At 32.4% G+C, this 22,109-nt stretch carries 21 protein-coding genes; 9 read left to right on the top strand and 12 right to left on the bottom strand.

What is annotated here, in order from left to right:
- Positions 1 to 137: 137 nt before the first annotated feature.
- The 9 genes from ATE84_RS25400 to ATE84_RS25360 all read left to right on the top strand — a co-directional run bounded on the left by ATE84_RS25400 (position 138) and on the right by ATE84_RS25360 (position 11,273).
- Complete coding sequence (locus ATE84_RS25400; RefSeq protein ID WP_143273708.1) at positions 138 to 578, top strand: hypothetical protein; 441 nt, start codon at positions 138 to 140, stop codon at positions 576 to 578.
- A gap of 120 nt (positions 579 to 698) precedes the next feature.
- Positions 699 to 1,379, top strand: a complete 681-nt coding sequence (locus ATE84_RS25395; RefSeq protein WP_101450609.1) for a hypothetical protein — start codon at positions 699 to 701, stop codon at positions 1,377 to 1,379.
- Positions 1,380 to 2,390 (top strand): PspA/IM30 family protein, encoded by a 1,011-nt coding sequence (locus tag ATE84_RS25390; protein ID WP_101450607.1) that lies wholly within the window; start codon positions 1,380 to 1,382, stop codon positions 2,388 to 2,390. It begins immediately after the preceding gene.
- Positions 2,391 to 2,413: 23 nt separating this feature from the next.
- Positions 2,414 to 3,961: a phosphate ABC transporter substrate-binding/OmpA family protein gene (locus tag ATE84_RS25385; RefSeq protein WP_101450605.1), complete on the top strand. Its 1,548-nt coding sequence runs from the start codon at positions 2,414 to 2,416 to the stop codon at positions 3,959 to 3,961.
- The gene (locus ATE84_RS25380; RefSeq protein WP_101450603.1) at positions 3,961 to 4,929 is read left to right on the top strand and encodes an ABC transporter permease; all 969 of its coding nucleotides are present in this window, start codon (positions 3,961 to 3,963) and stop codon (positions 4,927 to 4,929) included. Before ATE84_RS25385 ends, ATE84_RS25380 begins: the two co-directional genes overlap by 1 nt.
- 1 nt (position 4,930) lies before the next feature.
- Positions 4,931 to 5,737, top strand: a complete 807-nt coding sequence (locus ATE84_RS25375) for an ABC transporter ATP-binding protein (protein WP_101450601.1) — start codon at positions 4,931 to 4,933, stop codon at positions 5,735 to 5,737.
- Positions 5,737 to 7,641: an AAA family ATPase gene (locus ATE84_RS26505; RefSeq protein WP_199176912.1), complete on the top strand. Its 1,905-nt coding sequence runs from the start codon at positions 5,737 to 5,739 to the stop codon at positions 7,639 to 7,641. The genes ATE84_RS25375 and ATE84_RS26505 overlap by 1 nt, the downstream gene beginning before the upstream one ends.
- 12 nt (positions 7,642 to 7,653) lie before the next feature.
- Positions 7,654 to 10,371 carry a DEAD/DEAH box helicase gene (locus tag ATE84_RS25365; RefSeq protein ID WP_101450599.1) on the top strand — a complete coding sequence of 906 codons (2,718 nt, stop codon included), beginning with the start codon at positions 7,654 to 7,656 and terminating at the stop codon, positions 10,369 to 10,371.
- Positions 10,368 to 11,273, top strand: coding sequence for a 2OG-Fe dioxygenase family protein (locus ATE84_RS25360; protein ID WP_101450597.1), 906 nt, complete (start codon positions 10,368 to 10,370; stop codon positions 11,271 to 11,273). Before ATE84_RS25365 ends, ATE84_RS25360 begins: the two co-directional genes overlap by 4 nt.
- On the opposite strand, the gene ATE84_RS25355 is transcribed toward ATE84_RS25360, so the two are convergent.
- The 12 genes from ATE84_RS25355 to ATE84_RS25300 form a co-directional block, all read right to left on the bottom strand.
- Complete coding sequence (locus ATE84_RS25355) at positions 11,268 to 12,575, bottom strand: hypothetical protein (protein WP_101450596.1); 1,308 nt, start codon at positions 12,573 to 12,575, stop codon at positions 11,268 to 11,270. The two genes, ATE84_RS25360 and ATE84_RS25355, sit on opposite strands and share 6 nt — an antisense overlap.
- Before the next feature lie 30 nt (positions 12,576 to 12,605).
- On the bottom strand, positions 12,606 to 13,490 hold the full coding sequence (locus ATE84_RS25350) for a methyltransferase domain-containing protein (RefSeq protein ID WP_101450594.1): 885 nt from the start codon (positions 13,488 to 13,490) through the stop codon (positions 12,606 to 12,608).
- Positions 13,491 to 13,586: 96 nt separating this feature from the next.
- Positions 13,587 to 14,132: a 3'-5' exonuclease gene (locus tag ATE84_RS25345; protein WP_101450592.1), complete on the bottom strand. Its 546-nt coding sequence runs from the start codon at positions 14,130 to 14,132 to the stop codon at positions 13,587 to 13,589.
- A 49-nt stretch (positions 14,133 to 14,181) separates the two neighbouring features.
- Positions 14,182 to 14,715 (bottom strand): lipopolysaccharide assembly protein LapB, encoded by a 534-nt coding sequence (locus tag ATE84_RS25340; protein WP_101450590.1) that lies wholly within the window; start codon positions 14,713 to 14,715, stop codon positions 14,182 to 14,184.
- 3 nt (positions 14,716 to 14,718) lie between these two features.
- Positions 14,719 to 15,414 (bottom strand): peptide chain release factor H, encoded by a 696-nt coding sequence (prfH, locus tag ATE84_RS25335; protein WP_101450588.1) that lies wholly within the window; start codon positions 15,412 to 15,414, stop codon positions 14,719 to 14,721.
- Positions 15,415 to 15,551: 137 nt separating this feature from the next.
- Entirely contained in the window at positions 15,552 to 16,943 is a 1,392-nt protein-coding gene (locus tag ATE84_RS25330) for an RtcB family protein (RefSeq protein ID WP_101450586.1), read from the bottom strand.
- A 1,132-nt stretch (positions 16,944 to 18,075) separates the two neighbouring features.
- Positions 18,076 to 18,444: a nuclear transport factor 2 family protein gene (locus ATE84_RS25325; protein WP_101450584.1), complete on the bottom strand. Its 369-nt coding sequence runs from the start codon at positions 18,442 to 18,444 to the stop codon at positions 18,076 to 18,078.
- 11 nt (positions 18,445 to 18,455) lie between these two features.
- Positions 18,456 to 19,199, bottom strand: coding sequence for an SDR family NAD(P)-dependent oxidoreductase (locus ATE84_RS25320; RefSeq protein ID WP_101450582.1), 744 nt, complete (start codon positions 19,197 to 19,199; stop codon positions 18,456 to 18,458).
- 5 nt (positions 19,200 to 19,204) lie between these two features.
- Positions 19,205 to 19,399 (bottom strand): 4-oxalocrotonate tautomerase family protein, encoded by a 195-nt coding sequence (locus ATE84_RS25315; protein ID WP_101450580.1) that lies wholly within the window; start codon positions 19,397 to 19,399, stop codon positions 19,205 to 19,207.
- Positions 19,400 to 19,698: 299 nt separating this feature from the next.
- A complete protein-coding gene (locus ATE84_RS25310; RefSeq protein ID WP_101450578.1) occupies positions 19,699 to 20,262 on the bottom strand; it encodes a Crp/Fnr family transcriptional regulator in 564 nt (187 codons plus the stop codon).
- Positions 20,263 to 20,404: 142 nt separating this feature from the next.
- Entirely contained in the window at positions 20,405 to 21,133 is a 729-nt protein-coding gene (locus ATE84_RS25305) for a phytanoyl-CoA dioxygenase family protein (protein WP_101450576.1), read from the bottom strand.
- Between the two features lie 205 nt (positions 21,134 to 21,338).
- Complete coding sequence (locus ATE84_RS25300; protein WP_101450574.1) at positions 21,339 to 21,965, bottom strand: HAD family hydrolase; 627 nt, start codon at positions 21,963 to 21,965, stop codon at positions 21,339 to 21,341.
- Between the last annotated feature and the right edge of the window lie 144 nt (positions 21,966 to 22,109).

Below are 22,109 nucleotides of genomic sequence, written 5' to 3'. Positions count from 1 at the left end.
ATTTTTATCAGCTGTTATTTGCATAAAATTAGTTGTTTAGACGGATAAAACTTTAATTTGTACATTTACTCTTAATGACTGTACAAGACTTTATACATTGGTTCTCAAATAATCCCAATCTAATATTGGGATATTTTATGATAATTATAGCAATTTCTTTGATTGGATTGCTTTTTGTAAATCAGAAAAATTTTACGTCTCCGATTACTTACTTATATGGTATATTGGTATATGCGGTTACAATCCCGGGGATGTTAGCTCTAATACTTGTTTTGTATAGTTTTTTCTTTTTAAAAACAAATCTGTTACAAGTAGATTTAGTAACGTATTTCGCGCCTTTAATCTCTATGATTATTACCTTAGTTATTGTCAATAAAACTGTTCCGATGTCTAGAATACCAGGATTCGGAAGATTATCGGGACTTTTTATAATAGTACTGATAACATTTATAATTACATATGTACTGCAAAGGATGTTTTTTGGAGTTTTCTTTGTAGGGAAAATTCAATATCTGGTGATGTTTTTCTTACTACTACTTTTGGGCTTGAAAATAGCTTGGAATAAAATTATGAAGTAACCTTATTTGTAACGTTTTTATGATAAACAATACCTATTAAATAGAAGATGTTTGCGTAATTTTGACCCTTACAACGGTATGCTACGCTTATTTTTTTAAATTTGTTTAAATTCACTAGCCATGTTAAAAAACTTGAAGTCATTATTTATAGTTGATGATTCTGAAGAAGAGAATAAACCAAAACAGGAATCAGCTAAAAATGATGACACCAAATCAGATAAGAATCCACCAACCAAAACGCCACCTCCACTTCCTAATAAAGTAGTCAATTCAGGGTCTTCGGGAGTTATAGATGCTAAAATTATAGAAAAGCTATTACAAGCTATCGAAAAAAATAATTTGGAAGGATTTGATTATCTTGAATATAAGAAATCATTAAAGGCCTTAGAGAAAATGCCTATGGATGAGGCTACCAAATACCGCTCGGCTTTTGCAACGGCTTCTACTATGGGAGTTACTCTAGATAAACTATTGCAAACTACTAATTTTTATATTGGAGTTCTCGATAAAGAAAACGAACAGTTTTTAGGAGCCTTTAAAAACCAGTTTAACGATAAAGTATCGGGTAGAGAAAGAGAAGTTGCTCAATTCGAGTCTATTATAAAAGAAAAATCTGCAGAGATAAAAAAGCTTACTGAAGAAATTGCTAAACATCAAAAGCAGATCACAGATCTAAAAGGTAAAATAGAAGAAAGTAATGCCAAGATCAATAAAACACAAAACGATTTTAAATTATCGTATGATCATTTAAAATCTCAACTTGAGGAAGATAAAGTTAAAATGCAGAAATACTTAAAATAAATGGAGAACTCAATAAAACCAAAATCATTTTGGAAAAAACCCGAAGGTAAAACAGGAATGCTGTTTATGGGACTTTTAGGAGCAGGAGGATTATATGGGCTGTATAAAGTACTTCCCTTTTTAATTACCATTGTAGAAAACACATTATACTTAGGTATTTTATTGGCTGTTCTTGGAGCGTTGATTTACATTGTGCTTGATCCAAAAATGAGAAACCTCATTTTTTATATGTATAAATCTTTTATGAGATGGCTAACTGGGATTTTTATTCAAATAGACCCTATTGGTATTCTAAAAAGTTATATAGATGATCTTAAGGATAATCTTAAGAAAATGAATAAACAGATTGCTGTGCTGAAAGGACAAATGAAACGTTTACAGCAAATCATGTATGATAATAAAAAGAGTATCAATAATAACTTGAAGTTAGCGAGTGCAGCCAAAGAAAAGGATAAAAAAGGGATTATGATCCTTAAATCCAGAAAGGCAGGAAGATTGAAAGAATCGAATATGAAGCTTGACGAACTCTATAAAAAAATGGAAATTTTATATAGAGTATTAGTGAAAATGTACGAAAACTCTGAGATTTTATTAGAAGATATTGAGGATCAGGTAATGGTAAAAGAGCAAGAAAGAAAAGCGGTAAGAGCTGGGCATTCTGCTATGAAATCGGCAATGAATATCATAGCAGGTAATAATGATAAAAAAGAAATGTTTGATCGTGCACTCGAAGCAATTGCAGATGATGTAAGTATGAAAATAGGAGAGATGGAACGTTTCATGGAGATGTCTACCAATTTTATGGATTCTATTGATCTTCAAAATGGAATATTTGAAGAAGAAGGACTTGAATTACTCGAAAAATGGGAAAATGAAGGAGTTTCTCTTATTTTAGGTAATCAAAAAGACCTATTGGTACATGATCAACATAGTGTAGATCTTGATGCTCCTATTGTAAAACAAAAACACCAAAATAATCAATACTCAGACTTATTTAATTTTGAGGATTAACAACTAAAAACCAGTCAATTATCATGGCAAGAAAAAGATTAACACCATTTTCAAAAATACTTATAGTCGTACTCATCATTGGTGGGCTGTATTTTTTGTTAAATAAACTCAGAGATCCAGCAGTAAAAGATAAAATAGAAGAAGTAACCTCTTCTGATAATACAAGTGCAACCAAAGACGGTTACAAGGATGTAATTAATGTTGGTGTGGTTACCTGGGGAGGATATGCCGGAGGACAATATTTTAACGAAGGATTTAAAGCCAATACAGCATCCAGATTTTATAAAGATTATGGATTTAAAGTAAACTTTGAAGTTATCGATGATTTTGATGCTTCTAGAGATGCTTTTAAAAATGGTTCTATAGATTTAATGTGGGCTACTATTGATGCATTTCCTACAGAAGTTGAAGGGCTGTCTCAATACCAACCTCAAGTAGTTTTTCAGGCAGATTGGAGTCGAGGAGGAGATGCTATTGTAGCAAGAAGAGGAATTAATAAAGTAAGTGATTTAAGAGGGAAGAAAATTGCAGTAGCACCCATGACACCATCACATTCTTTCTTGATTTGGCTATTAGAAGCTGGTGATATGAGTACTAAAGATGTCAAGATTGTTGAGGTACCTAGTGCAATAGATGCTGCAGATGCTTTTAAAAGTAATACCGTTGATGCTGCTGTAGTATGGAGCCCCGATGATGCAGATTGTGTGAGTAAAGTTGCTGGCTCTAAAGTATTGGAGAGTACCAAAAATGCAACCCATATTATTGCAGATGTATTTGTAGCTAAAAAAGAGTTTATAGAAACACATAAAGATCAGTTAAAAGATCTATACAAAGGATGGATGATCGGAGCTTCAGAGTTAAATAATTCTGAAAGTAACAAAAGAAAAGCCGCCAAAATCTTGGCAGAAGGTTTATCTCAACCAGAAGATTTCTGTTTTGATGCCATTAATAATGTGAGATTAGCAACACATGGAGATAATCAAAGCTTCTTTGGATTAAATAGTAATTACAATGGAGTAACCGGTGAAGATCTTTATAACAAGATGAAAGTGAAATATAATAATCTCGGGTATAGTACAGCAGGAGCAAAAAGCTGGAGATTATTATCCACAAAAGATCTGGTTTCTAAAACATCATTATCAGGTTCTAGTCATGACTCAGAAAAACAGAAAGAGTTTACTGTTGTTGACGACAATCTTGCTAAAAAAGAATCTCTTTCATCTAAGAAAGTCAGTATTAGTTTTAGAACTGGCGAATTTCGATTGGGAGAAAATGCAAAACAACTTATAGATTTACAGTTTACTCCTATTGCAAAAGCATTTGCCAATACAAGAATCAGAATTGAAGGAAATACAGATAATGTAGGAAATCGTAATTCTAACATAGCACTCTCTAAAAAGAGAGCACAATCTGTAGCCGATTATCTAATTAATGAACATAATATGCCTGTAAACAGGTTTATTATCTTAGGTAATGGTCCTGATAAACCTATTGTAGGATGCGAACGCAATCAAAATGCAGATTGTAAATCGAAGAATCGAAGAACGGATTTTGAATTAGTTGTTGACTAATGGTAAATATCAAAAAACTATTTGAACTAAGAGGAAACCTCGAATCAAAGGATAAAATTGTTCTTACTATAATAGGAGCAGTTATTCTTATTGTATTATGGTTTGTTATGGCAGAATTTTTATCAAAATCTGTCATTACTCAAGATGAATCTATAGACATTTCTAAGTTCGCGCAAAAAGAAAGAGTATACTATGAAAGTGATTCTCTTCTTATCGCCAATTATGATGTGTTGGAGCAGATGAGTACAAAAGAATTAGAATCGTTTGGTTTAAAAAAGAACAAAGTATACCCTTTACTTCCGTCTCCAATAAAGGTAATAAAAGCCTTTCCCGATCTTAATCAACATGATGATGTTATTGGGAATACCTTTTACTCTATCAAGCTTAATTTTTTGGGATACCTGTTGGCTATTCTGGTATCTATTCCTATTGGGTTTATATTGGGATTGATTCCTTTGTTTAGAGGATTGTTCAGCCAGATTATCAATTCATATCGATTTATTCCGCTCACAGCGGTAACAGGGATTTTTATTATGTGGCTGGGACTTGGTAGTGAAATGAAAGTGTCTTTCTTAGCATTTGGTATAATTGTGTATTTAATTCCGGTAGTCGTCCAGCGAATAGACGAAGTACAAAATGTATATCTTAATACTGTTTTTACATTGGGAGCCACTTCCTGGCAAACGATTAGAACAGTATATATACCTTATGTGTTTTCAAAGATTATCGATGATATCAGAGTGCTTACGGCAATTTCATGGACTTATATCACCATCGTAGAAATGCTTAATAAGGGTGGCGGTATTGGTGAATTGATTTGGACCGCTAAAAGGCAAAGTAGAATAGACAAAGCATTTGCCATACTTATTATTATAGTGGTTATTGGGATTTTGCAAGATCGACTCTTTGTAATGATCGATAGAATATTATTTCCTTTTAAGCACATAAACAAAGGCAACAAACATTAATATGGTACAATTTAACGACAACTCTGATGCTGCCAATATCATAGAGTTACGTAATGTTTTTCAATCCTATGATAACGGAAAGACTAATATTATAGAAAATCTGGATTTATTGGTTGAAGATAAACCTATGCAAGGGCAATTTACCGTGATTTTGGGAATGTCGGGATGTGGTAAATCAACATTACTTCGATATATTGCCGGGTTACAAGAACCTACCTCAGGTACAGTACTGGTAAAAGGGAAACCTGTAAGTAAAGAAAACAGGGTGAGTATGGTATTTCAGCAATACTCTTCATTACCCTGGATGACAGTTTTAGATAATGTAGGGTTGGGATTACGCTTTAAAGGAGTTTCTAAAAAAGAACGAGATGAAAAAGCGATGGAAATGATCCAATTGGTAGGATTAGATGGTCATCAAAAAAAATATGCACAATACCCTACACTTTCAGGCGGACAGCTACAACGAGTAGCTATTGCACGTAGTTTAATGTCGAATCCTGAAATTTTACTGATGGATGAACCTTTTGGAGCCTTGGATGTAAAAACAAGACTGCAAATGCAGGATTTATTGATCGGTATCTGGGAAAAATTTAGCCCAACTATATTGTTTGTAACTCACGATATTCAGGAGGCGGTGTATCTCGCAGATGATATTTATATTATGAAACATGCTCCATCTCAATTTGTAAAGCATATTGATATAGATTTACCGTTTCAAAGAACGCGAGAAACCAAAAGGCTTCAACATTTTGATGAGTTGGTGCACGAAGTAGAAGATGCAATGATGCTAATTGATTCTGAAGACTAATGAGTACCAGAAAATACACTAAGATCATTGATCTGTTCTTTTCCAAATTAAATGAAGAAAACACTTCTTTTTTCTTTAAAGGGAAGTCGATTAACCCTCTTAAAATTTTATCGATCTCATCTGCATTCCCAGCCTTGAGTATTAAAAATGAAGATTTGTTGGTGCTGTATTCTTTCAAAAAATCTATCGATCATCTTGATATGATTATTACTTCTCAGAATATTCATTTAGCAGATCATAAAATTGAGCTGTCCAAAGAAATATTTGAAAAGCCTGAATTTAGTGCCTTTCCTAAGGAACATATAGATTTATTTAATGATCTGATCGACGATTTGATGTTGGTTAAAAAGGATGAAAAAAAGAACCTAGAGCATTTTACCAATAAATTTAAAGACTTCATCAATCAAAAAGAAGATACCAAGCAGCAATTTGATATCGATTATGAGTTTTTAAAAATTCTAAAGCACGAAGGTGAAAAAATTCAGGATTTAGCCGAAGATCTTAACCATAACAAACGATTTTCGAATACCATCAATACTATTGTTCATAAAACAGATGATGCACTGCATTTTAAAGCAGAGCATGTGATTTTGCAGGATATTATCAAGGCGTTTAATATGATATATCCCTTAAGCGATAAAGAGAATGACGTTGCAGATGTGAAAATCAAGTTTCTGTTGGCATTTTTGTTCGAAAAACTACAAGGCAATGATATCATTGCTTCCTTATCTATAGAACGCATCAATGCTTTTGTTAAATCAGAGAAATTTGATGAAAATATTGAAATCATTAAAACAGCTAGTCTTTTTAACCTAGGGGATGAGTATAAAAATGAGTTTCTACTACCTTCAATTTTGAAAAGATTAGATAGTAATCATTTTGCAAATTCGGGAGCATTTTTATACCGTATTGCTTCTTTGATTACAAAAGCAGACGGAACGATATCTGAAGAAGAAACCGAAGTATTAAAAAAGATTAATGATAAATTATCACATCCAAAAGAAAAGCTAGAAGGTGTAAAACATACCGAGATTGATGAAAATGAAACGCTGGAGGATGTAATGGATGAATTAAATGAGCTTATTGGATTAGATGTAATAAAAACAGCTGTACATGAGCTTTCTAATTTTCTGAAAATCCAAAAGATACGAGAAGAAAAAGGACTCAAAAATGTAAATAACTCCTTGCATTCTGTATTTATGGGGCCTCCGGGTACAGGTAAAACAACTGTAGCACGATTAGTCTCTAAAATATATAAACACTTAGGGTATCTTGAAAAAGGGCATTTGGTAGAAACCGATCGTACAGGAATGGTAGCAGGATATGTAGGTCAAACAGCATTAAAAGTAGAAGAAGTAGTAAAAACTTCGTTAGATGGAGTGTTGTTTATTGATGAGGCATATTCTTTGGCCAAAGACAATAAAAAGGATTTTGGTAATGAGGCGATAGAAGTACTGCTTAAAAAAATGGAAGACCATCGTGATCAGCTTGTAATTATCGTGGCAGGATATCCCGATGAAATGGAAGAGTTTATTGAATCTAATCCCGGATTGCAATCGCGATTTAATCGATATTTTACTTTTGATCATTATAAACCCAAAGAACTCATTGGTATTTTTGAGCTGTTTTGTTTGAAAAATGATTTTGTGATCACAGAAGACGCCAAAGAAAAATTACAGTTTATTTTTGAGAAATTGTATGAAAAACGACATAAAAGCTTTGGTAATGCCCGGGTAGCAAGAAATCTATTCGAAAAAATTATTGAATACCAGGCAAATCGTATCGTATCGATAACACCGCTTACCGAAGAATTATTAAAAAATATTGAAGAAGAAGATATTCCACCTGTTAATCAAACGGTAGAAGAATATCTTAGGTTTCAACAAGATGAAGAAGACGCTTAAAATAACAATGTTATGCATATTGAAAAAGTTCTTTCATATTATCAGGATTGTTATAAGCAAGAATTTAGAAACAATGACATACTCAATTTTTTAGGAGCCAAGGTTGATAAGCGATTTTTTTTAAAAGATATACAAAGTTTATATCGTGAGGAAGATACTACGTTTATGCAAATCGAATTTGGAGATGAATTATATAAATATCTCGAAATTCATAAAAAAGAAAAAACATTTGTCGCTTGTAGTTTCTTTATCACCGGAAAACTTACATTTCTTGGTAGAAAGAGAACGATTTGTGCCCCTTTAATAGTCACTCCTGTAGCCATCGATATCAATAATGATGCATTATATCATTTGAAATACGACTTTGCTGAGAATCGATCTAATGATGCTTTGTTGCAACTGATAAAGTCGAATTATAATTTGGATGATTCTTTTGTTTTAGAAATTAAATCATTAATTAATGATCTACCACCTAGTGAGCAAAATATCAAAGAACTCTCCAAAAAATTAGAGAGTTATATTCCTATTGATAGTAGTGAACTTCAAGAGTTACCTACTTTGCTATCTGGGGATACTTTGCATAAATACAAGAAATCTGAACAATTAAGACTACTCCCTGTTATAGCACTTGGTATTGTAGAAAAATCTAAATCTAATCGTGATGTACTATACGAAATAGATGAAATAAAAGAAGGGCATTTATATAATGAAACACTTCAGCGTTTTTTTTCCAGAAGGAAAGAAAATCTAACTTCATCTGATGAGTCTAGTAAAACAGTTTATGTTCCTTCTAACCTGAGTGCACCACAACTAAATATTATTCATTCAGTTAAATCTTCTCCTTTAAGCGTCGTGATTGGCCCACCGGGAACTGGTAAATCTTACACTATCGCTTCCTTGGCAATTGATCAGGTATATCATAACAAAAGTGTATTGATATGTTCTAAATCTGATCAGGCAGTAGACGTATTACAGGACAAGATTGTAAATGATTTGGGAGTAAAAGGTCTTTCTATAAGAGCTGGTTCTGGGAGAGGACATCGATCCAAACTTACAAAGAAAATTGAGTCTATTACACGTTTTCGAAAAGCAGGAGGCGATTATTATATTCCTAAAAAACAAAAGGAAATAGATTACGCTCAAAATAAAATAGAAGAAATAAGTGAAGAAATTAGAGAAAGAGAAACTCGGGAAATAAAAAATGCAGAACTTTTTCTAGATCACAAACCTTCTTTTTTTAAACGGCTCAAACGACATTATGTATCCAAAAATGTATTAAAAGAATATCCTTTCTGGCAACTCATTGATTTATTGCATCATTATATTTTACAGAAAAATAGACATATTAAAGAAATCATTTCTTTAAAATATCAAGATAAAATTGAGAGTTTATTACAAAAAGACAGAACTTTTCCTCAATTACTAAAACTACATAAAACAAAAGATCCAGAGGAAAGGGAGCGATTATTTCAAACCATAGATTTTCATTCGGTATTACAATGCTTACCTATATGGATTACCAAATCTACAGACGTGAGTAATGTTTTTCCGTTAGAGAATGATATTTTTGATGTAGTAATCATAGATGAGGCTTCGCAATGTGATATAGCAACAATGATTCCGGTACTGGCAAGAGCTAAAAAAGTAGTTGTAGTAGGAGATCCAAAACAGTTACGTCATGTTTCTTTTTTATCCAGAGAAATTATGGAGAAAATAGCAAATTCATATGGATTACTACAAAATGTGGATGTACTAAATTATAGAGAAACCAGTATCCTTGATTATGCAATGGAACATCTACCCTCGCAAAATAATATTCATTTTCTGGATGAACATTACAGAAGTGTACCAAGTATTATACGTTATAGTAATCAAAAATTTTATTTTGATAAACTAAAAGTAATGTCAGATCTGCAAATCCATCACAAATCATCTGCAATACATTGGATATTTTGTGAAGGGGAAAAACTGAAAGATGGGAGAAATCTGGAGGAAGCTAATAAAATATTGCAGGATATAGAACAAGTAATTGAAGAAGAAGTATATGTAGCTCCCGAAATATCTACTACTATAGGTATTCTTTCTCCATTTAGAGATCAGGTAAATTACTTGAAAAGTAAAATAGAAGAGTTTGATCTGGCAGCTATAAAAAAACATAAAATAGCTGTAGGTACTCCGTTCGAGTTTCAGGGAGAAGAGCGAGATCAAATGTATATCACTTTTACGATAGATGATCAAACCAGCACTTCGGTGTTTCAGTATTTAGATAGGGAGGATGTGTTCAATGTGAGTATTACACGTGCTAAGCAAAAACAATATTTGTATTACTCTTTCAATTCAAAGAATTTTAAAAATCAGCATTTACTGATAGATTATCATTCTGAAACAAGAATAGAACGGCAACATACTATCGTTTCTGAGCCTACAGATAACTTTGCAACAGAAGTACACGAAGAATTAATTCAATTAGGAATTACTGAAGAAAATATTATCACCAATTACCCATTGGCAGGATATATAATGGATATGTTGGTAACCTATAACCAAAAAACAATTTGTATTGATCTGGTGGGATACCCGGGAGTATTAGAAAAAACATTCTCTGTAGATCAGTATAAAACTTTGTTTAGAACCAATATTCCTATTATTACCATACCTTATGCTTATTGGTTGTTTAATAAAGAAGCTTGTATAGCGCATATTAGAAAAAAAGTAAGAATCAAAAAGTGATAACCGAAAAAGACATATCCAAAAGATTAGGGCGAACTATCAAATCACCGATTAGGATAGGTGATGTAACAGATTTGGGGATAGACATCACTACTTTTCTAAATTTTTTCAAACCTTTTTTTGAAGAATTACAAGACGATAAATATCTGGTTAAAGGGAAACAAATTACTTTTTTAAAACAGTCTTTTCCCGAAGAATCAGAAACGATTGAAAGGATTCATCAATCTTATTTTGAAGGTCATGTAACTGGTGAGGTTTTAGATCCGTGGATTCAAAGGTTGGATGCTTCTCAAAAACAACAATTTGAATACTTGTCGACCATTACTCGCCAACGTAATATTGCTTCTTTTCAAATAGAAATATGGGATGATACTATTTTTGCAGAAAGAATAGTACAGCAATCATTTGAACAGGATGTCGATGATTTTAGAGTATGGAAACGAGTATTCACACAAGCAACCAAAGAAGCCGTTGAAAATGAACTGTTTTTTGAGCTACTAAAAAAAATAACTGGCTTGGTTAAAAAGATTCATCCCGAAATCAGGAAGTTGCAAATCACTAGTCATTTTATGCGTACAATTTCTCAGGGAAAAATCAAAGGAGAGAATGCACCAGAAGGAGTTCATGAAGATGGCGCACAATACATTATGTCTGCATTGGTAATAAACCGACAAAATATTATTGGCGCAGAAAGCCAGATTTATGAGAAATCATCATCAGAGCATAATGAGTTGATCTATAGTAAAGTATTAGATCCTGGAGAGTTTATTTTTCAAGCAGATACCGGAGAAGAATTTACTTTTGGTAATGATCTATGGCATTATGTAACTCCTATCGAGCCTGATGACTCTTTAAAGTTAGGAATCAGAGATATTATAGGGTTTGATATTGATATTTTATAATAGAGGCTGACCTGTATGCTGAAATATTTTTTTAGATTCTTTTTCAATTTGCTTTTTGATCAATTTGAATTTGGTTTGATGGTATACATCAACCAATAGTTTTTGACCTTGCAGATCAAAATGATGTGCCAAAACCTGGATACATATAGCCCCCAAAGCTCTTGATGTTGGGCCTAATTTTATTGCATTGGTACTCGAATATGAACGTTCCAAAATGAGTTGAATAAAAGGTATGGATTTTACATCTTTATAAAATGCAGCCGATAACACTAATCCTTTAATGATTAAGATATTTTCCTTACGCATAGGTTCATAATCATAGAAATAAAAATTATTTCGGTAATACGTATTTCTATAAATTGGTTTTACTTTAGGTTTAAAATTTGAAGCCCTTTCTAATAGTTCTCGAACTAATTTTTTATACGTGTTAAGGTGTATTTTTGAAAACTCTTTTTCTATAGTATAAAAAAGCTGAGGTGGAGTATTTAAACCCTTGTTTTTACTTAAAACCATTAAAATTTTAGAAAAAGGCGATAAGATAGCATCATCCAACTTTGCAATTAATTGATTTGTATAAACTCCAAAATGATCTGGTAATAACAGAAAAACGACACTTACTTTATCAGATTTGATAGTGTAGTGATCAAGTAGAATACGTTCTATATTAGCCACTTGTTTTTGATACTCTTTATATTCACTTTTCTTGACATGATTAGAAGAGATAAAGAATCTTAAAAAATTATAAAACTCTTTGGAGATTTCTTTTTGCTTAGAACGTTCATGAAGAAGAGATATAATTCGATCTAGAGAAAAGTGAGATGAATAGTATTCTACTGTATTCCAAAAATTGAAAAGAATAATAAAATCTTTTTCTGTTAAAGGTAAATCTTTATCCAGTAAATAATTTAGAAGTCTTAATTGAAACCTAATATGAACCCCATTAAAGGTATCATTACCATTATTTTCTTTTTTTATTTCTAGGATATGATAATGCAAAAAAAGTAATCTAAACTCAAGGGATCTCTTTAATAAATCATTAAAAGTTGTTAATTGTTCATAGTCATATAGCATCATTCCCAGAAGAATCTGGGGCTTCTTTTTTTTAGCTTCTTCAAAAATGGCTAAAAGAATTTTTTTAGGATTATTTTCGATTTCATCTTCCCATAAGATGTCTAAATCAAGTATCTTTTTTTGATTGATAAAGCTTTCTAAATCAGTTATTTTTTTTAACTCTTCAGGAGTAATCTCAAAATTAGACTTTTTAATACTAAAAATAAAAGAAAGAAGTTTATCGGTTTTCATTGTTTTTGCTCTTCTTTTAGACCAAAATGACTAAGAAAGTATACAGCTTATTTCATCCAGAGAAGAACCATAATCAAAACTAAAATCGATATGTACCAGATCTCCGGCTTTTACCTCCTGGGTATTGGTAGTTTTTAAAACTGTTGGAGGCATCAGGCTATCGGTACCTGTGAAATTAGAACCTTCGGTTACTTCTACATAAGATTCGAGATAAAGTGCATTTACAGTCCCTGAAAATAAAACGGGAACAGAAAAACTTAATCGTACACCTTGTTTTTTCTCTTTGAGTAATTCAATTTCATTAACCAAAAACTGTTGCGTTAGGAACATAGGTTGATGTCTTGTAAAATTTACTGGATAGTGATGTATTTCTGCCTCTATTTCGGCTTCGCATAATCTGGCAAAATTCACAATACGATTAGGGAATAATTTTCCTCCGGGTTTTAAAAAGGATCTCATGTGCTGAAATATCTGTACCTGAAACTCATTGGCACAATAGATACTCATAAGTTCTCCAACCACAAAGTCTACTTTTTCTGGCAGATCTACAGTTAACGCATCTGCATAGATGACTTCTACCTTATCAGCCCAGGGATATTTTGCAATTTCTTTATTGATAAAAGGAACCAGATCTGGGTTATTTTCAATTAGATATGCTTTTTTAACATAAGGCATATATAATTTGGTTAGAGGAAGAGTTCCCACACCAACTTCACATACAACCGCATCCTTAAAGTTATTATTCAAAGTGAATGCTTTATGAAAAGCATCTACACGTTGCTTATCAGTTTCCATAATCTTATAGTAAATCTCTGGAAACCCGTAATGAGATTCGTCAAATGTTTGTGCTTTAAGTAAACTATATTTTAAAGCATCGTAATTATCTATAATATTTTTGAATAACTTGTCTTGCATAGGATGTCACTAGTTTTAGGTAAATATAGTGATTCTGCAAGTCAAAAAACTTCTGGAGTTTTTAAAAACCCCAGAAGTTTTTTGATTTTCTTTAATTTACTGATCTAAGCACCAATGTAAGATTTTAGCAATGTTTTTGGCATCATCAACTCCTCTGTGATGCGTTCCTTCCAGAGGGATTTCTAAAATTCCTAATGCACCTTTCATTCCTACTTTTTTTCGCAGGCCTTTAACTTGAGAAAAAAGTTCTTTTACATTGATATGATTTTGTGATAAAGGATACTCCATTCCTCTGTGGGCACATTGTTTCTTCATCATGTTTAGATCGTATTGGCCATAACTCGCCCAGGTGTATTGATGACCACTGTATTGAGTTCTTAGTATTTCGCAGGCAGCTGCAAAAGAAACTCCTTCTTTGTCTACTAATTCTTGAGTAATCGTAGTGAGTTCTGTGCAAAAAGGACTGACTTCTGATTGTTCGGGTTTAATGAGTATCCCTTCATTTTTAGAAATATTTCCTGTTTGAGTATCCAAAAGGCAGATTCCTATTTCTATAATTTCATTGACCTGACCTGCAGGAATGGGACCATTCCAGCACGTAGCTTCTAGATCTATGACTATAATTGTATTTGTTGTTTTCATTTTTTTGATTTTCAATACATCATCCCAGCAAAAGCTGGGATGATGTGCTTTATGATTTCTTCTTTGATTTTTTAGAAGAAGACTTATCCTTAGATTTTTTCTTCTTTGGCATTTTATTTTTAATTCGTTCTTCCTCTTCTTTTATTTCATTGATGAAATGATTATTGTAGGCATTCTCTTTTGCCAACTTCAGATATTTTAATGCTTTTTTATAGCCTTTTTTTTGCTCAAAAAGAATTCCTTTTTTTAGATATAGCATTGCCTTATCTGTTCCTTTTACGGTTAGGGCAAAGTCAACTAGTTTTTCGGCTTCGTCATAATCTTCATTCCAAAGTAGAACATTGATATACTTTGGATATACATCTAATGCATACATGTCCTCTGCTAAAGCTTGCTGATAATACTCTTTTGCAACCTCGTAATTCTTCAAACTTTCTGCATATATCTGACCCAAAAGACTTAATGCAATCGGATTTTTTTCATCATAAGACAATGCATAGTTTAAAGACTCTACAGCTTCCTCTAAGTTATAAGGATAGGCGTCTAATGCCTGAAATAAATATTTGTCTAGTAAATTACTCATTTTCTAATTCTTTAATTGATTACGTAAATCATTTTTTAATTGATTTCGTTTGTTTTTAAAGGTTTTTACTTCTTTTTTCTTTTTGAAATCAGTTCCTTTAAATACTCTAATTGGATTACCGCGTAGAACATTTAAGTGGTTTTCCCATTCGTCTGACAGCGATTTTTTTAGTTGTTCTAACTGCACTGCGACTACTTTGGTTTTTAATCGTTCGATAGCAATTTTTTTGTTCTGATGCTGCGATCGACTATCCATGGCTACTGCAATTGTTCCTGTTGGTTTATGTGTTGCTCTAACTGCAGAATTCACCTTATTTACGTGCTGACCTCCCGGCCCCGAACTTCGCATAGTTTGAAATACAATATCTTTTTCGGCTATTTTTTTTATAGGTATAAGATCTAATTCATAAATACCGATAAACCAATTTTTTCGTTTATGATATTTACGAAAAGTCGAGGTTCCTATCCATTGTACAGTTCCTAACCAAGAACTCGCAAATGAAGTAACTTCATTGCCTTCTAGTTTTATTGTAACCGATTGTACTGTGCCGTTTTCTATGCCTTTTATTCTTTGGAGAATAGTATAGGTTAATCCCACTTTTTGTACATCTTCCAAAAAACATTTAAGTACTTGGGCTACGACCCAGCAACATTCTGCCGGGCCTCTTCCCGCTGTTATTTGTATAATCTTTTGATTCATTTTCTTGTTTTTTACAGACCTCACAGGTTTTAAAAACCTGTGAGGTCTTAATTTTGCGTTAGGGATTGAGGTTTTGTTGGAGCTCCTCGCAGAGAGCGACTGCCGAAAGCCCGACCCTTTGGGTAACGCCCTAACTTTTATTTATCCATTCGAACAATTTTTGGCGTAAATGTTCCAAGAATTTCTACGAGTTCTTGTTGATTGGCCATTACTTTTTCAATGTTTTTGTATGCCATTGGTGCCTCATCGATTCCTCCTCCTATAAGAGTTACATCATGCGCTTTTAACTGCTTTTTGATCTCATTTTTTGTAAATTTCTCTTTACATTTTCTTCGAGAGTGTAAGCGACCAGCCCCATGCGATGCAGATTGTAAACTTGCTTCGTTTCCTAATCCTCTAACAATAAAACCTGGTGCCGTCATAGAACCGGGAATGATTCCCAATTCACCTTTGGCAGCTGGTGTAGCTCCTTTTCTATGCACAATGCACTCTTCGCCATTAACCTCTTGTTTCCAGGCAAAGTTGTGATGATTTTCAATTTTTGCTATGGGTTTTGACCCTAATAACTTTCCTATCCTAGCATGAATATCATCATGACAAGCTTGTGCATAATCACCAGCAAGATTCATCGCCAGCCAATATTCCTGGCCATCGTGAGTATCTAAATCTAACCAAGCCAATTGTTGTACATGCTTTGGTAACGGACATTGCTTAGTAGCTAAATAGGTATAGTGTTTGGCAATATTAGCTCCCAACCCTCTTGAACCACTATGTGATAAAACGCCTAAATACTCACCAGTCTTCAATCCCCATTCATTTGTTGCATCTGTAATGGTAATTACTCCAAATTCTACAAAGTGATTACCACCACCAGAGGTTCCTAGCTGCTTATACGCTTTGTCTTTCAATCTTTTTACTAACGGAATGGTTTTAAATTCATCTCGTTCAAAGATCTCATGGTCATGCTTTATCTTATGAGTTTCATACATTCCGAACTTGGTATGTTCAGAAAGTATATTCTCAAGCTGATGCTTTTTTCCTTTGAGATAAGAGATTGCTATTGGATAGACCGTTAAACACATTCTACATCCAATATCTACTCCAACTCCATAAGGAATCACAGCATTCTTTGTTGCCAAAACTCCTCCGATAGGAAGACCATATCCAGTATGGGCATCTGGCATTAAAGCTCCTGCAATTGCAACCGGTAATTTTAAGGCATCAAATAATTGATATTTTGCTTGTTCATCAATTTCGTTTTCACCATAAATCTGAAAAGGAGAGCGAGTTGTTTTCAATGCATGCTTTTTGACCTCTACAGGTTTTAATAAACTCTCTGCTATCTTTCCCCAGATACCATCACCATGATATGCTTCTGGATTAAGCAATACTTTTTTAGCTTCAATTAATATGTGTTCTTTTTTTACTCTCTTTTGATATCGATTAATCTGACCCAAAGCCACATTAATACTATTATTCTTTGGAAAGCCTAATTTAATTAGGTCCTTTCCGCTTAGTTTCTTTCCCATTAGTATAGGTTTTGATATTTGTCAATAATGAGTGATGTAATGAATTTTCATTACTGACATAAACTTGATAAAATGTTTCGAGAGATTTTATTGAGATTTCAATTACACTTCGACAAAGCCTGTCTTGAGTTTATCGAAGGGCTCAGTGTGACAATGCAATCTGATTAAAAGGAAAAATAAAAAACCCGAAACTTTATGGCTTCGGACTTCTTCTCATATATAATGGAAATTATGTATTGGTGAAGTCCCGAAGCATACTCTTAAAAGAACCTGGTTCTTTTGGAGTGTTGCAATATATGTCTGTAAAAATCATATTACTTCGGTTATTAAAGATTAACTATTTATGGTTTTGCAATTTATGAACTGCGGTGCAAATATGTAATCTATTTTTTAATTATACAACTAAAATTAAAGATTTAATTTATTGGTATTCAGTGTGTTGTGTTGTTTTTAGGCATAAGAATCCCTGTCCGTTTTTTAACGGATATTGCCTGTTTGGTAACCAATTGCTGTTCTGATGTTTATCTCTCAAATACCATTTTGTTTGATAAAATAGATATACAAAAAAAGATGATAAAAAAAAGCGTCCAAATGTATTGGACGCTTATGTTTTTTATATCTCATGTATAGTTTGCTACCTATATTCTTGATTTAAAAACGGCTTTACAGCGTCCTTTTTATATGTAAAAAATAATAGCATAGGCTTAAAACTTGTTTTTTGGTTCAAAATTATGATGCAAATATGAGGTTATTTTTTAACCCTTCAAAGGGTTTATTGTAAGAACTCATTTAAACTTTTTCGATTTGCTAAAAAATTATTGTTTTCAACCCTGTTTTTATCTTTTTTTATTTCTGTAGCCCTGCTATGCAAATCAAAAAAGCCTTCAACAGAGCTAAAAACATTTAATTTTCACTTAAAACCAAAAAGTTTAAATATGAGTTCTAATTCATAGCTCTAATAGACTTTATCCGCTATAAGAAACTCTTCATCTTTTTTTGTTCTGATTCGTCAGAATCTGGTTTTTTGATCCCAAATCCTATTCTCGATATACTTCTTCCTATGGTCGAAGAAATCGAATTGACAAATTTGAAATTCAAAAATATCTAAATGCACAATAGGTTAACACTTTATTTATTGCACATGAGTGAATAGCTTATTTACAATTTTCCAATCCTTATTGATTTTGGTTAATGATAAATAGTCGTAATAATTATAACCTAGCATGGGGACGTGTAATTTTGCCATGGCAATTTTACCCATAATATCGATCCCTATAATTTTCATTTTTAGATTCTCGTTTAAATCTCTAGGACTTTGTCTACTTTTAACTCCCTCGATATATTCATTTACGCTTTTTAAATAATCTACACCTTTGATATCTCCATAGATATATGCCTTTTCATGAAAACAAGATTCAAGTTTGGTTATATCTCCATAAAAAATTCCCTCAAAGTAATCGGTAATTAGACTTTCGATTTCTTTTATATTTTCTTGATACATAATTTATTTTTTTAGATGGCGTGTCCAACTGTATGTCCTCCTGCCACATTAATTGTTTCTCCGGTTACAAAATTTGATGTAGCCAAATAATATGCTGCTTCTGCAATTTCATTAGCTTCTCCAATTCGGTTTAGTAAATGCAATCCTGCTAAACTATCGGCATCTTCAATTCCGATTTTACCTTGTAATGGGCTTCTGATTATCCCAGGAGCAATTGTGTTTACTTTGATATTATTTTTACCAAATTCGGCAGCAAGTTGCCTGGTTAAAGCATGTATGGCACCTTTACTCGTAAGAGGAGCTGTTGCCGGGAATCCATCTATGGCATGGTCAACTAAGACGGTTCCGATGTTTATAATTGAACCATTTTGTTGTTTTATCATATGAGGAATCACAGCTTGCGATGTAAAATATGTTCCTTTTAGGTTTACATTCCAATAATGATCTAAATCTTTTTCTTCAACATCTAAAAAAGGTTTTGGAGAAAATACTCCTGCATTATTAATTAAAACAGCTACAGTATTGAATTTTTCTATTGCCAGGCTTACAAGTTTTCGTCCTGTCTCTTGTTTGCTTATATCTCCTGCCAGGTAGATTGCATTCGAAGGAGAACCGAGTTCTTCATAAGCGTTTTTTAAGTTTTCTTCGTTAGAAGAGTTCATTACCACATTACTTTCTCTTGCTATAAAGTATTTTGCAATTTCTTTACCAATTCCGGTGGATGCTCCTGTAATAATTACTGTTTTGTTTTTCATGGTTTTTATTTTTTAGTTCCTAAATATTGTTTGCCGTTTACCCCCCAATTTTTGATGGGTATTTCTTCAATAACGACATGAGTCGTTTTTGGGTTTTTGTTCAATATGTCAACAACGAGCTGTGTAACTCCTTCTATTAATAGACGTTTTTGGTCTGTCGTTACTTGTTCATCGGTAACTTTAATGTTAATGTATGGCATGACTTTTTTATTAAATTAATTGTCATACAAAGGTGTTGTAGAATGTGATTATTAGGAAGGAGGATTGTCACTTCTTTAAAGTGATACATATCACTTTAACCCGAATTATACATTAGAAAATCTATTACCTCTTGAAACTACTTCAAAATATACCGTTGCACTACATTTTTCAGTTTAACCGTAGCGATGCTATGCAAAAACTAAGAAAATGCCATATTTTAGGGTACTTTCAAGTCTCATAACGAAGTTCTAATGTATAATTCGGGTTGAAGCGTATAAATGCGGTAAAAGAAATAAAATTAAGAGTTTAGTCTGCTAAGCGTTTCTCTGGAAACTCCTAAATATGCAGCAATCATTTTTTTGGGAACACGTTGAAAAAGTTTTGGATAGTGTTCGAGAAGTAATTCATAGCGTTCTTTAGTCGAATTTTTCAATAATGATAAGATTCTATTCTGAAGCGCAATTCGACCAATTTTACTTTTTTTTGCCCAAAAACGTTCCATTTTATGCATTTTGGCCGTTAGTTTTTCTCTATTTTCAAAAGTTATATAGAGTAGCTCGCTATCTTCTATACAGTCTATAGAAGTTTTGGATTTAGTTTGTTTTACAAATGATTCATAATCTGTAATCCACCAATTTTCCATCCCAAATTGTAGTATATGCTCTTTTCCTGTATGGTCTATAAAATAGCTTTTTAGACATCCTTTTATGATCCAGTATTCTTTGTTAACAATTTCTCCTTCCTGAACGATATATTGATGTTTACGTTTTTTGATTTGCTCAAAATGACTCAAAACAAAATCGAATTCTTCATCAGTAAGGCTGATTATTTCTTCAATATGTTGTCGTAAAGGATGTATCATTTTAATTGTTATTAACGCTAAATACATGAATCAAAGCAAGGCTAATATACCTGAATCCATTGATTATTCTGTGTTATTTTTATTTCTTGCTAAACTTATAAAAAATTAGTACTATAGCCAATATACAATAGCCTTTTGGTTATCATTTACTAGTTTTCTTATTCCAATATTCCAACCAATTCAACGGCTCAGCCAGCTTATGTTTATTTAACTCTAAATGGATTACCCTTCTTTTTTTTCTGTTGGTTGTTCTATTTGAAGCGTGTAAAGTTAAAGGTTTCATTAACATTACTCCACCTTTTTTTACTTCACAGATATGCTCTTTTTCAATTTTCCAATCTTTCGATTCTGCTCGAATTATTCCCTTTAGATGTGATTTTGGAATTACTTTTAGTGCTCCATTATTTTTGTCTGTATCGTCCAAATGAATTCGGATTGTGATGGTGTCCTGTAAGATTTTAATTGGCGGTTGAACCCCGTATTGCCCTTTTTTAAAAGTCCAATTCACATAATTTTCCATAGCTGCTTTTTTATCTACCGAGATGCTCAAATCCTGATGATACCCTACAAACCAATTCGATTCGCTTGGTTTGTCAAAATAGATAGCTTTGGTTAAGAAATAGTCGGATTCAGAAAGGTCAGAAATTAATGTAGTCAGTTTTGCATTAAACAGTAACTCGGTTAATCCAGGAACATTTTTTGTCAGCTGTCGAATTGCAAACAAATCCTTTGTTTTTAGAAATGAATTCCCTTCTTGTTCAGTACTTTTTATACAAGTCAAAATTTGATTTATTTCATTCTCTGAATATAAGTTGGCTAAAACGGAATATCCATTTTCTTGAAGCTCTATTTTATTCTTTGCGTAGTTCATTTTTAGCTTATGGATACTATCTTTTATAGGTTAGGTTTGTTTCTCGAAAGGAGGAATGTAGATGAATTATAAATTATTTTTTATTCTAATTATTGCTAAATCATCTGTCACCAGATGGTTCCATTTATCTTTTAATTGTATTGAGTTATCCGTTACAAACTCTTTGTAAAATTTGTTTTTAGCAATATCTCGTATAACATGAGTTTTAGTGCTTTTTATACATTGTTATATGCTTTTTAATTTCGTTCAAGTTTTTTATTTCATATTCTTTTGAAATAGGAGTGTAACGATTAATTCTCAAATAATTCCATTCCATGTTTTTTGCTCCTACAATATCTGACTTAAAAGAATCTCCAACCATTAATATTTCATTTGGTTTGTTACTAGTTAATTTTTCTATTTCTTTAAAAATCTCTTTATCGGGTTTTAAAAATCCATAATCACAAGAAAAAACCATTTTCTCAAAATACTGATCAAGATTATTATAAAAAACAGGTTCTTTATATGGCGATGCTAAATTTGAAATCAAGAAAATTCGAAAGTCTTTTTTTAAGTCTTCAAGAACATTTATAACTTCTTCATAAATAACGATAGAGTTTAATTCCTGTTCTAAGTCAGGTAGTTTTTTATCATATAATGCGCTAAATTCAGAAGGTAAAATATCCCTTAATTCGTTAAGATCATTTTTCATCACGAGCTGTAGGTATGTTGAAGTATCCATACCGAAACCGTTTTGAGAAGTTTTAAATAATTTTAGAAAGAAATGCTTTGATTCTTTTATTTCAATCAAAGTATTATACAAATCAAAAACTATTGTTTTAATATTATTCATCTCAATTCTTCACAACAATTATACAAAAGACATATGCCCTTTATATGCAATATGCATTCACAAATCTAAGGGATTTTTGATGAATCGAATAGTTTCATCCCGATGGTACGGATTTAAGATGCAAATCTGCGTCATCTGGCTATA

The sequence above is a fragment of the Aquimarina sp. MAR_2010_214 genome (assembly GCF_002846555.1).
Lineage (GTDB): Bacteria > Bacteroidota > Bacteroidia > Flavobacteriales > Flavobacteriaceae > Aquimarina.
The sequence above is the reverse complement of the archived record's forward strand: the minus strand, read 5'-3'. Positions and strand labels throughout refer to the sequence as shown.

What these genes read in the sequence shown, in the direction of transcription:
- ATE84_RS25400 (WP_143273708.1), top strand. Translation starts at nt 138, where the DNA reads ATGATAATTATAGCAATTTCTTTGATTGGATTGCTTTTTGTAAATCAG.
- ATE84_RS25395 (WP_101450609.1), top strand. Translation starts at nt 699, where the DNA reads ATGTTAAAAAACTTGAAGTCATTATTTATAGTTGATGATTCTGAAGAA.
- ATE84_RS25390 (WP_101450607.1), top strand. Translation starts at nt 1,380, where the DNA reads ATGGAGAACTCAATAAAACCAAAATCATTTTGGAAAAAACCCGAAGGT.
- ATE84_RS25385 (WP_101450605.1), top strand. Translation starts at nt 2,414, where the DNA reads ATGGCAAGAAAAAGATTAACACCATTTTCAAAAATACTTATAGTCGTA.
- ATE84_RS25380 (WP_101450603.1), top strand. Translation starts at nt 3,961, where the DNA reads ATGGTAAATATCAAAAAACTATTTGAACTAAGAGGAAACCTCGAATCA.
- ATE84_RS25375 (WP_101450601.1), top strand. Translation starts at nt 4,931, where the DNA reads ATGGTACAATTTAACGACAACTCTGATGCTGCCAATATCATAGAGTTA.
- ATE84_RS26505 (WP_199176912.1), top strand. Translation starts at nt 5,737, where the DNA reads ATGAGTACCAGAAAATACACTAAGATCATTGATCTGTTCTTTTCCAAA.
- ATE84_RS25365 (WP_101450599.1), top strand. Translation starts at nt 7,654, where the DNA reads ATGCATATTGAAAAAGTTCTTTCATATTATCAGGATTGTTATAAGCAA.
- ATE84_RS25355 (WP_101450596.1), bottom strand. Translation starts at nt 12,575, where the DNA reads ATGAAAACCGATAAACTTCTTTCTTTTATTTTTAGTATTAAAAAGTCT.
- ATE84_RS25350 (WP_101450594.1), bottom strand. Translation starts at nt 13,490, where the DNA reads ATGCAAGACAAGTTATTCAAAAATATTATAGATAATTACGATGCTTTA.
- ATE84_RS25345 (WP_101450592.1), bottom strand. Translation starts at nt 14,132, where the DNA reads ATGAAAACAACAAATACAATTATAGTCATAGATCTAGAAGCTACGTGC.
- ATE84_RS25340 (WP_101450590.1), bottom strand. Translation starts at nt 14,715, where the DNA reads ATGAGTAATTTACTAGACAAATATTTATTTCAGGCATTAGACGCCTAT.
- prfH (WP_101450588.1), bottom strand. Translation starts at nt 15,414, where the DNA reads ATGAATCAAAAGATTATACAAATAACAGCGGGAAGAGGCCCGGCAGAA.
- ATE84_RS25330 (WP_101450586.1), bottom strand. Translation starts at nt 16,943, where the DNA reads ATGGGAAAGAAACTAAGCGGAAAGGACCTAATTAAATTAGGCTTTCCA.
- ATE84_RS25325 (WP_101450584.1), bottom strand. Translation starts at nt 18,444, where the DNA reads ATGTATCAAGAAAATATAAAAGAAATCGAAAGTCTAATTACCGATTAC.
- ATE84_RS25320 (WP_101450582.1), bottom strand. Translation starts at nt 19,199, where the DNA reads ATGAAAAACAAAACAGTAATTATTACAGGAGCATCCACCGGAATTGGT.
- ATE84_RS25315 (WP_101450580.1), bottom strand. Translation starts at nt 19,399, where the DNA reads ATGCCATACATTAACATTAAAGTTACCGATGAACAAGTAACGACAGAC.
- ATE84_RS25310 (WP_101450578.1), bottom strand. Translation starts at nt 20,262, where the DNA reads ATGATACATCCTTTACGACAACATATTGAAGAAATAATCAGCCTTACT.
- ATE84_RS25305 (WP_101450576.1), bottom strand. Translation starts at nt 21,133, where the DNA reads ATGAACTACGCAAAGAATAAAATAGAGCTTCAAGAAAATGGATATTCC.
- ATE84_RS25300 (WP_101450574.1), bottom strand. Translation starts at nt 21,965, where the DNA reads ATGAATAATATTAAAACAATAGTTTTTGATTTGTATAATACTTTGATT.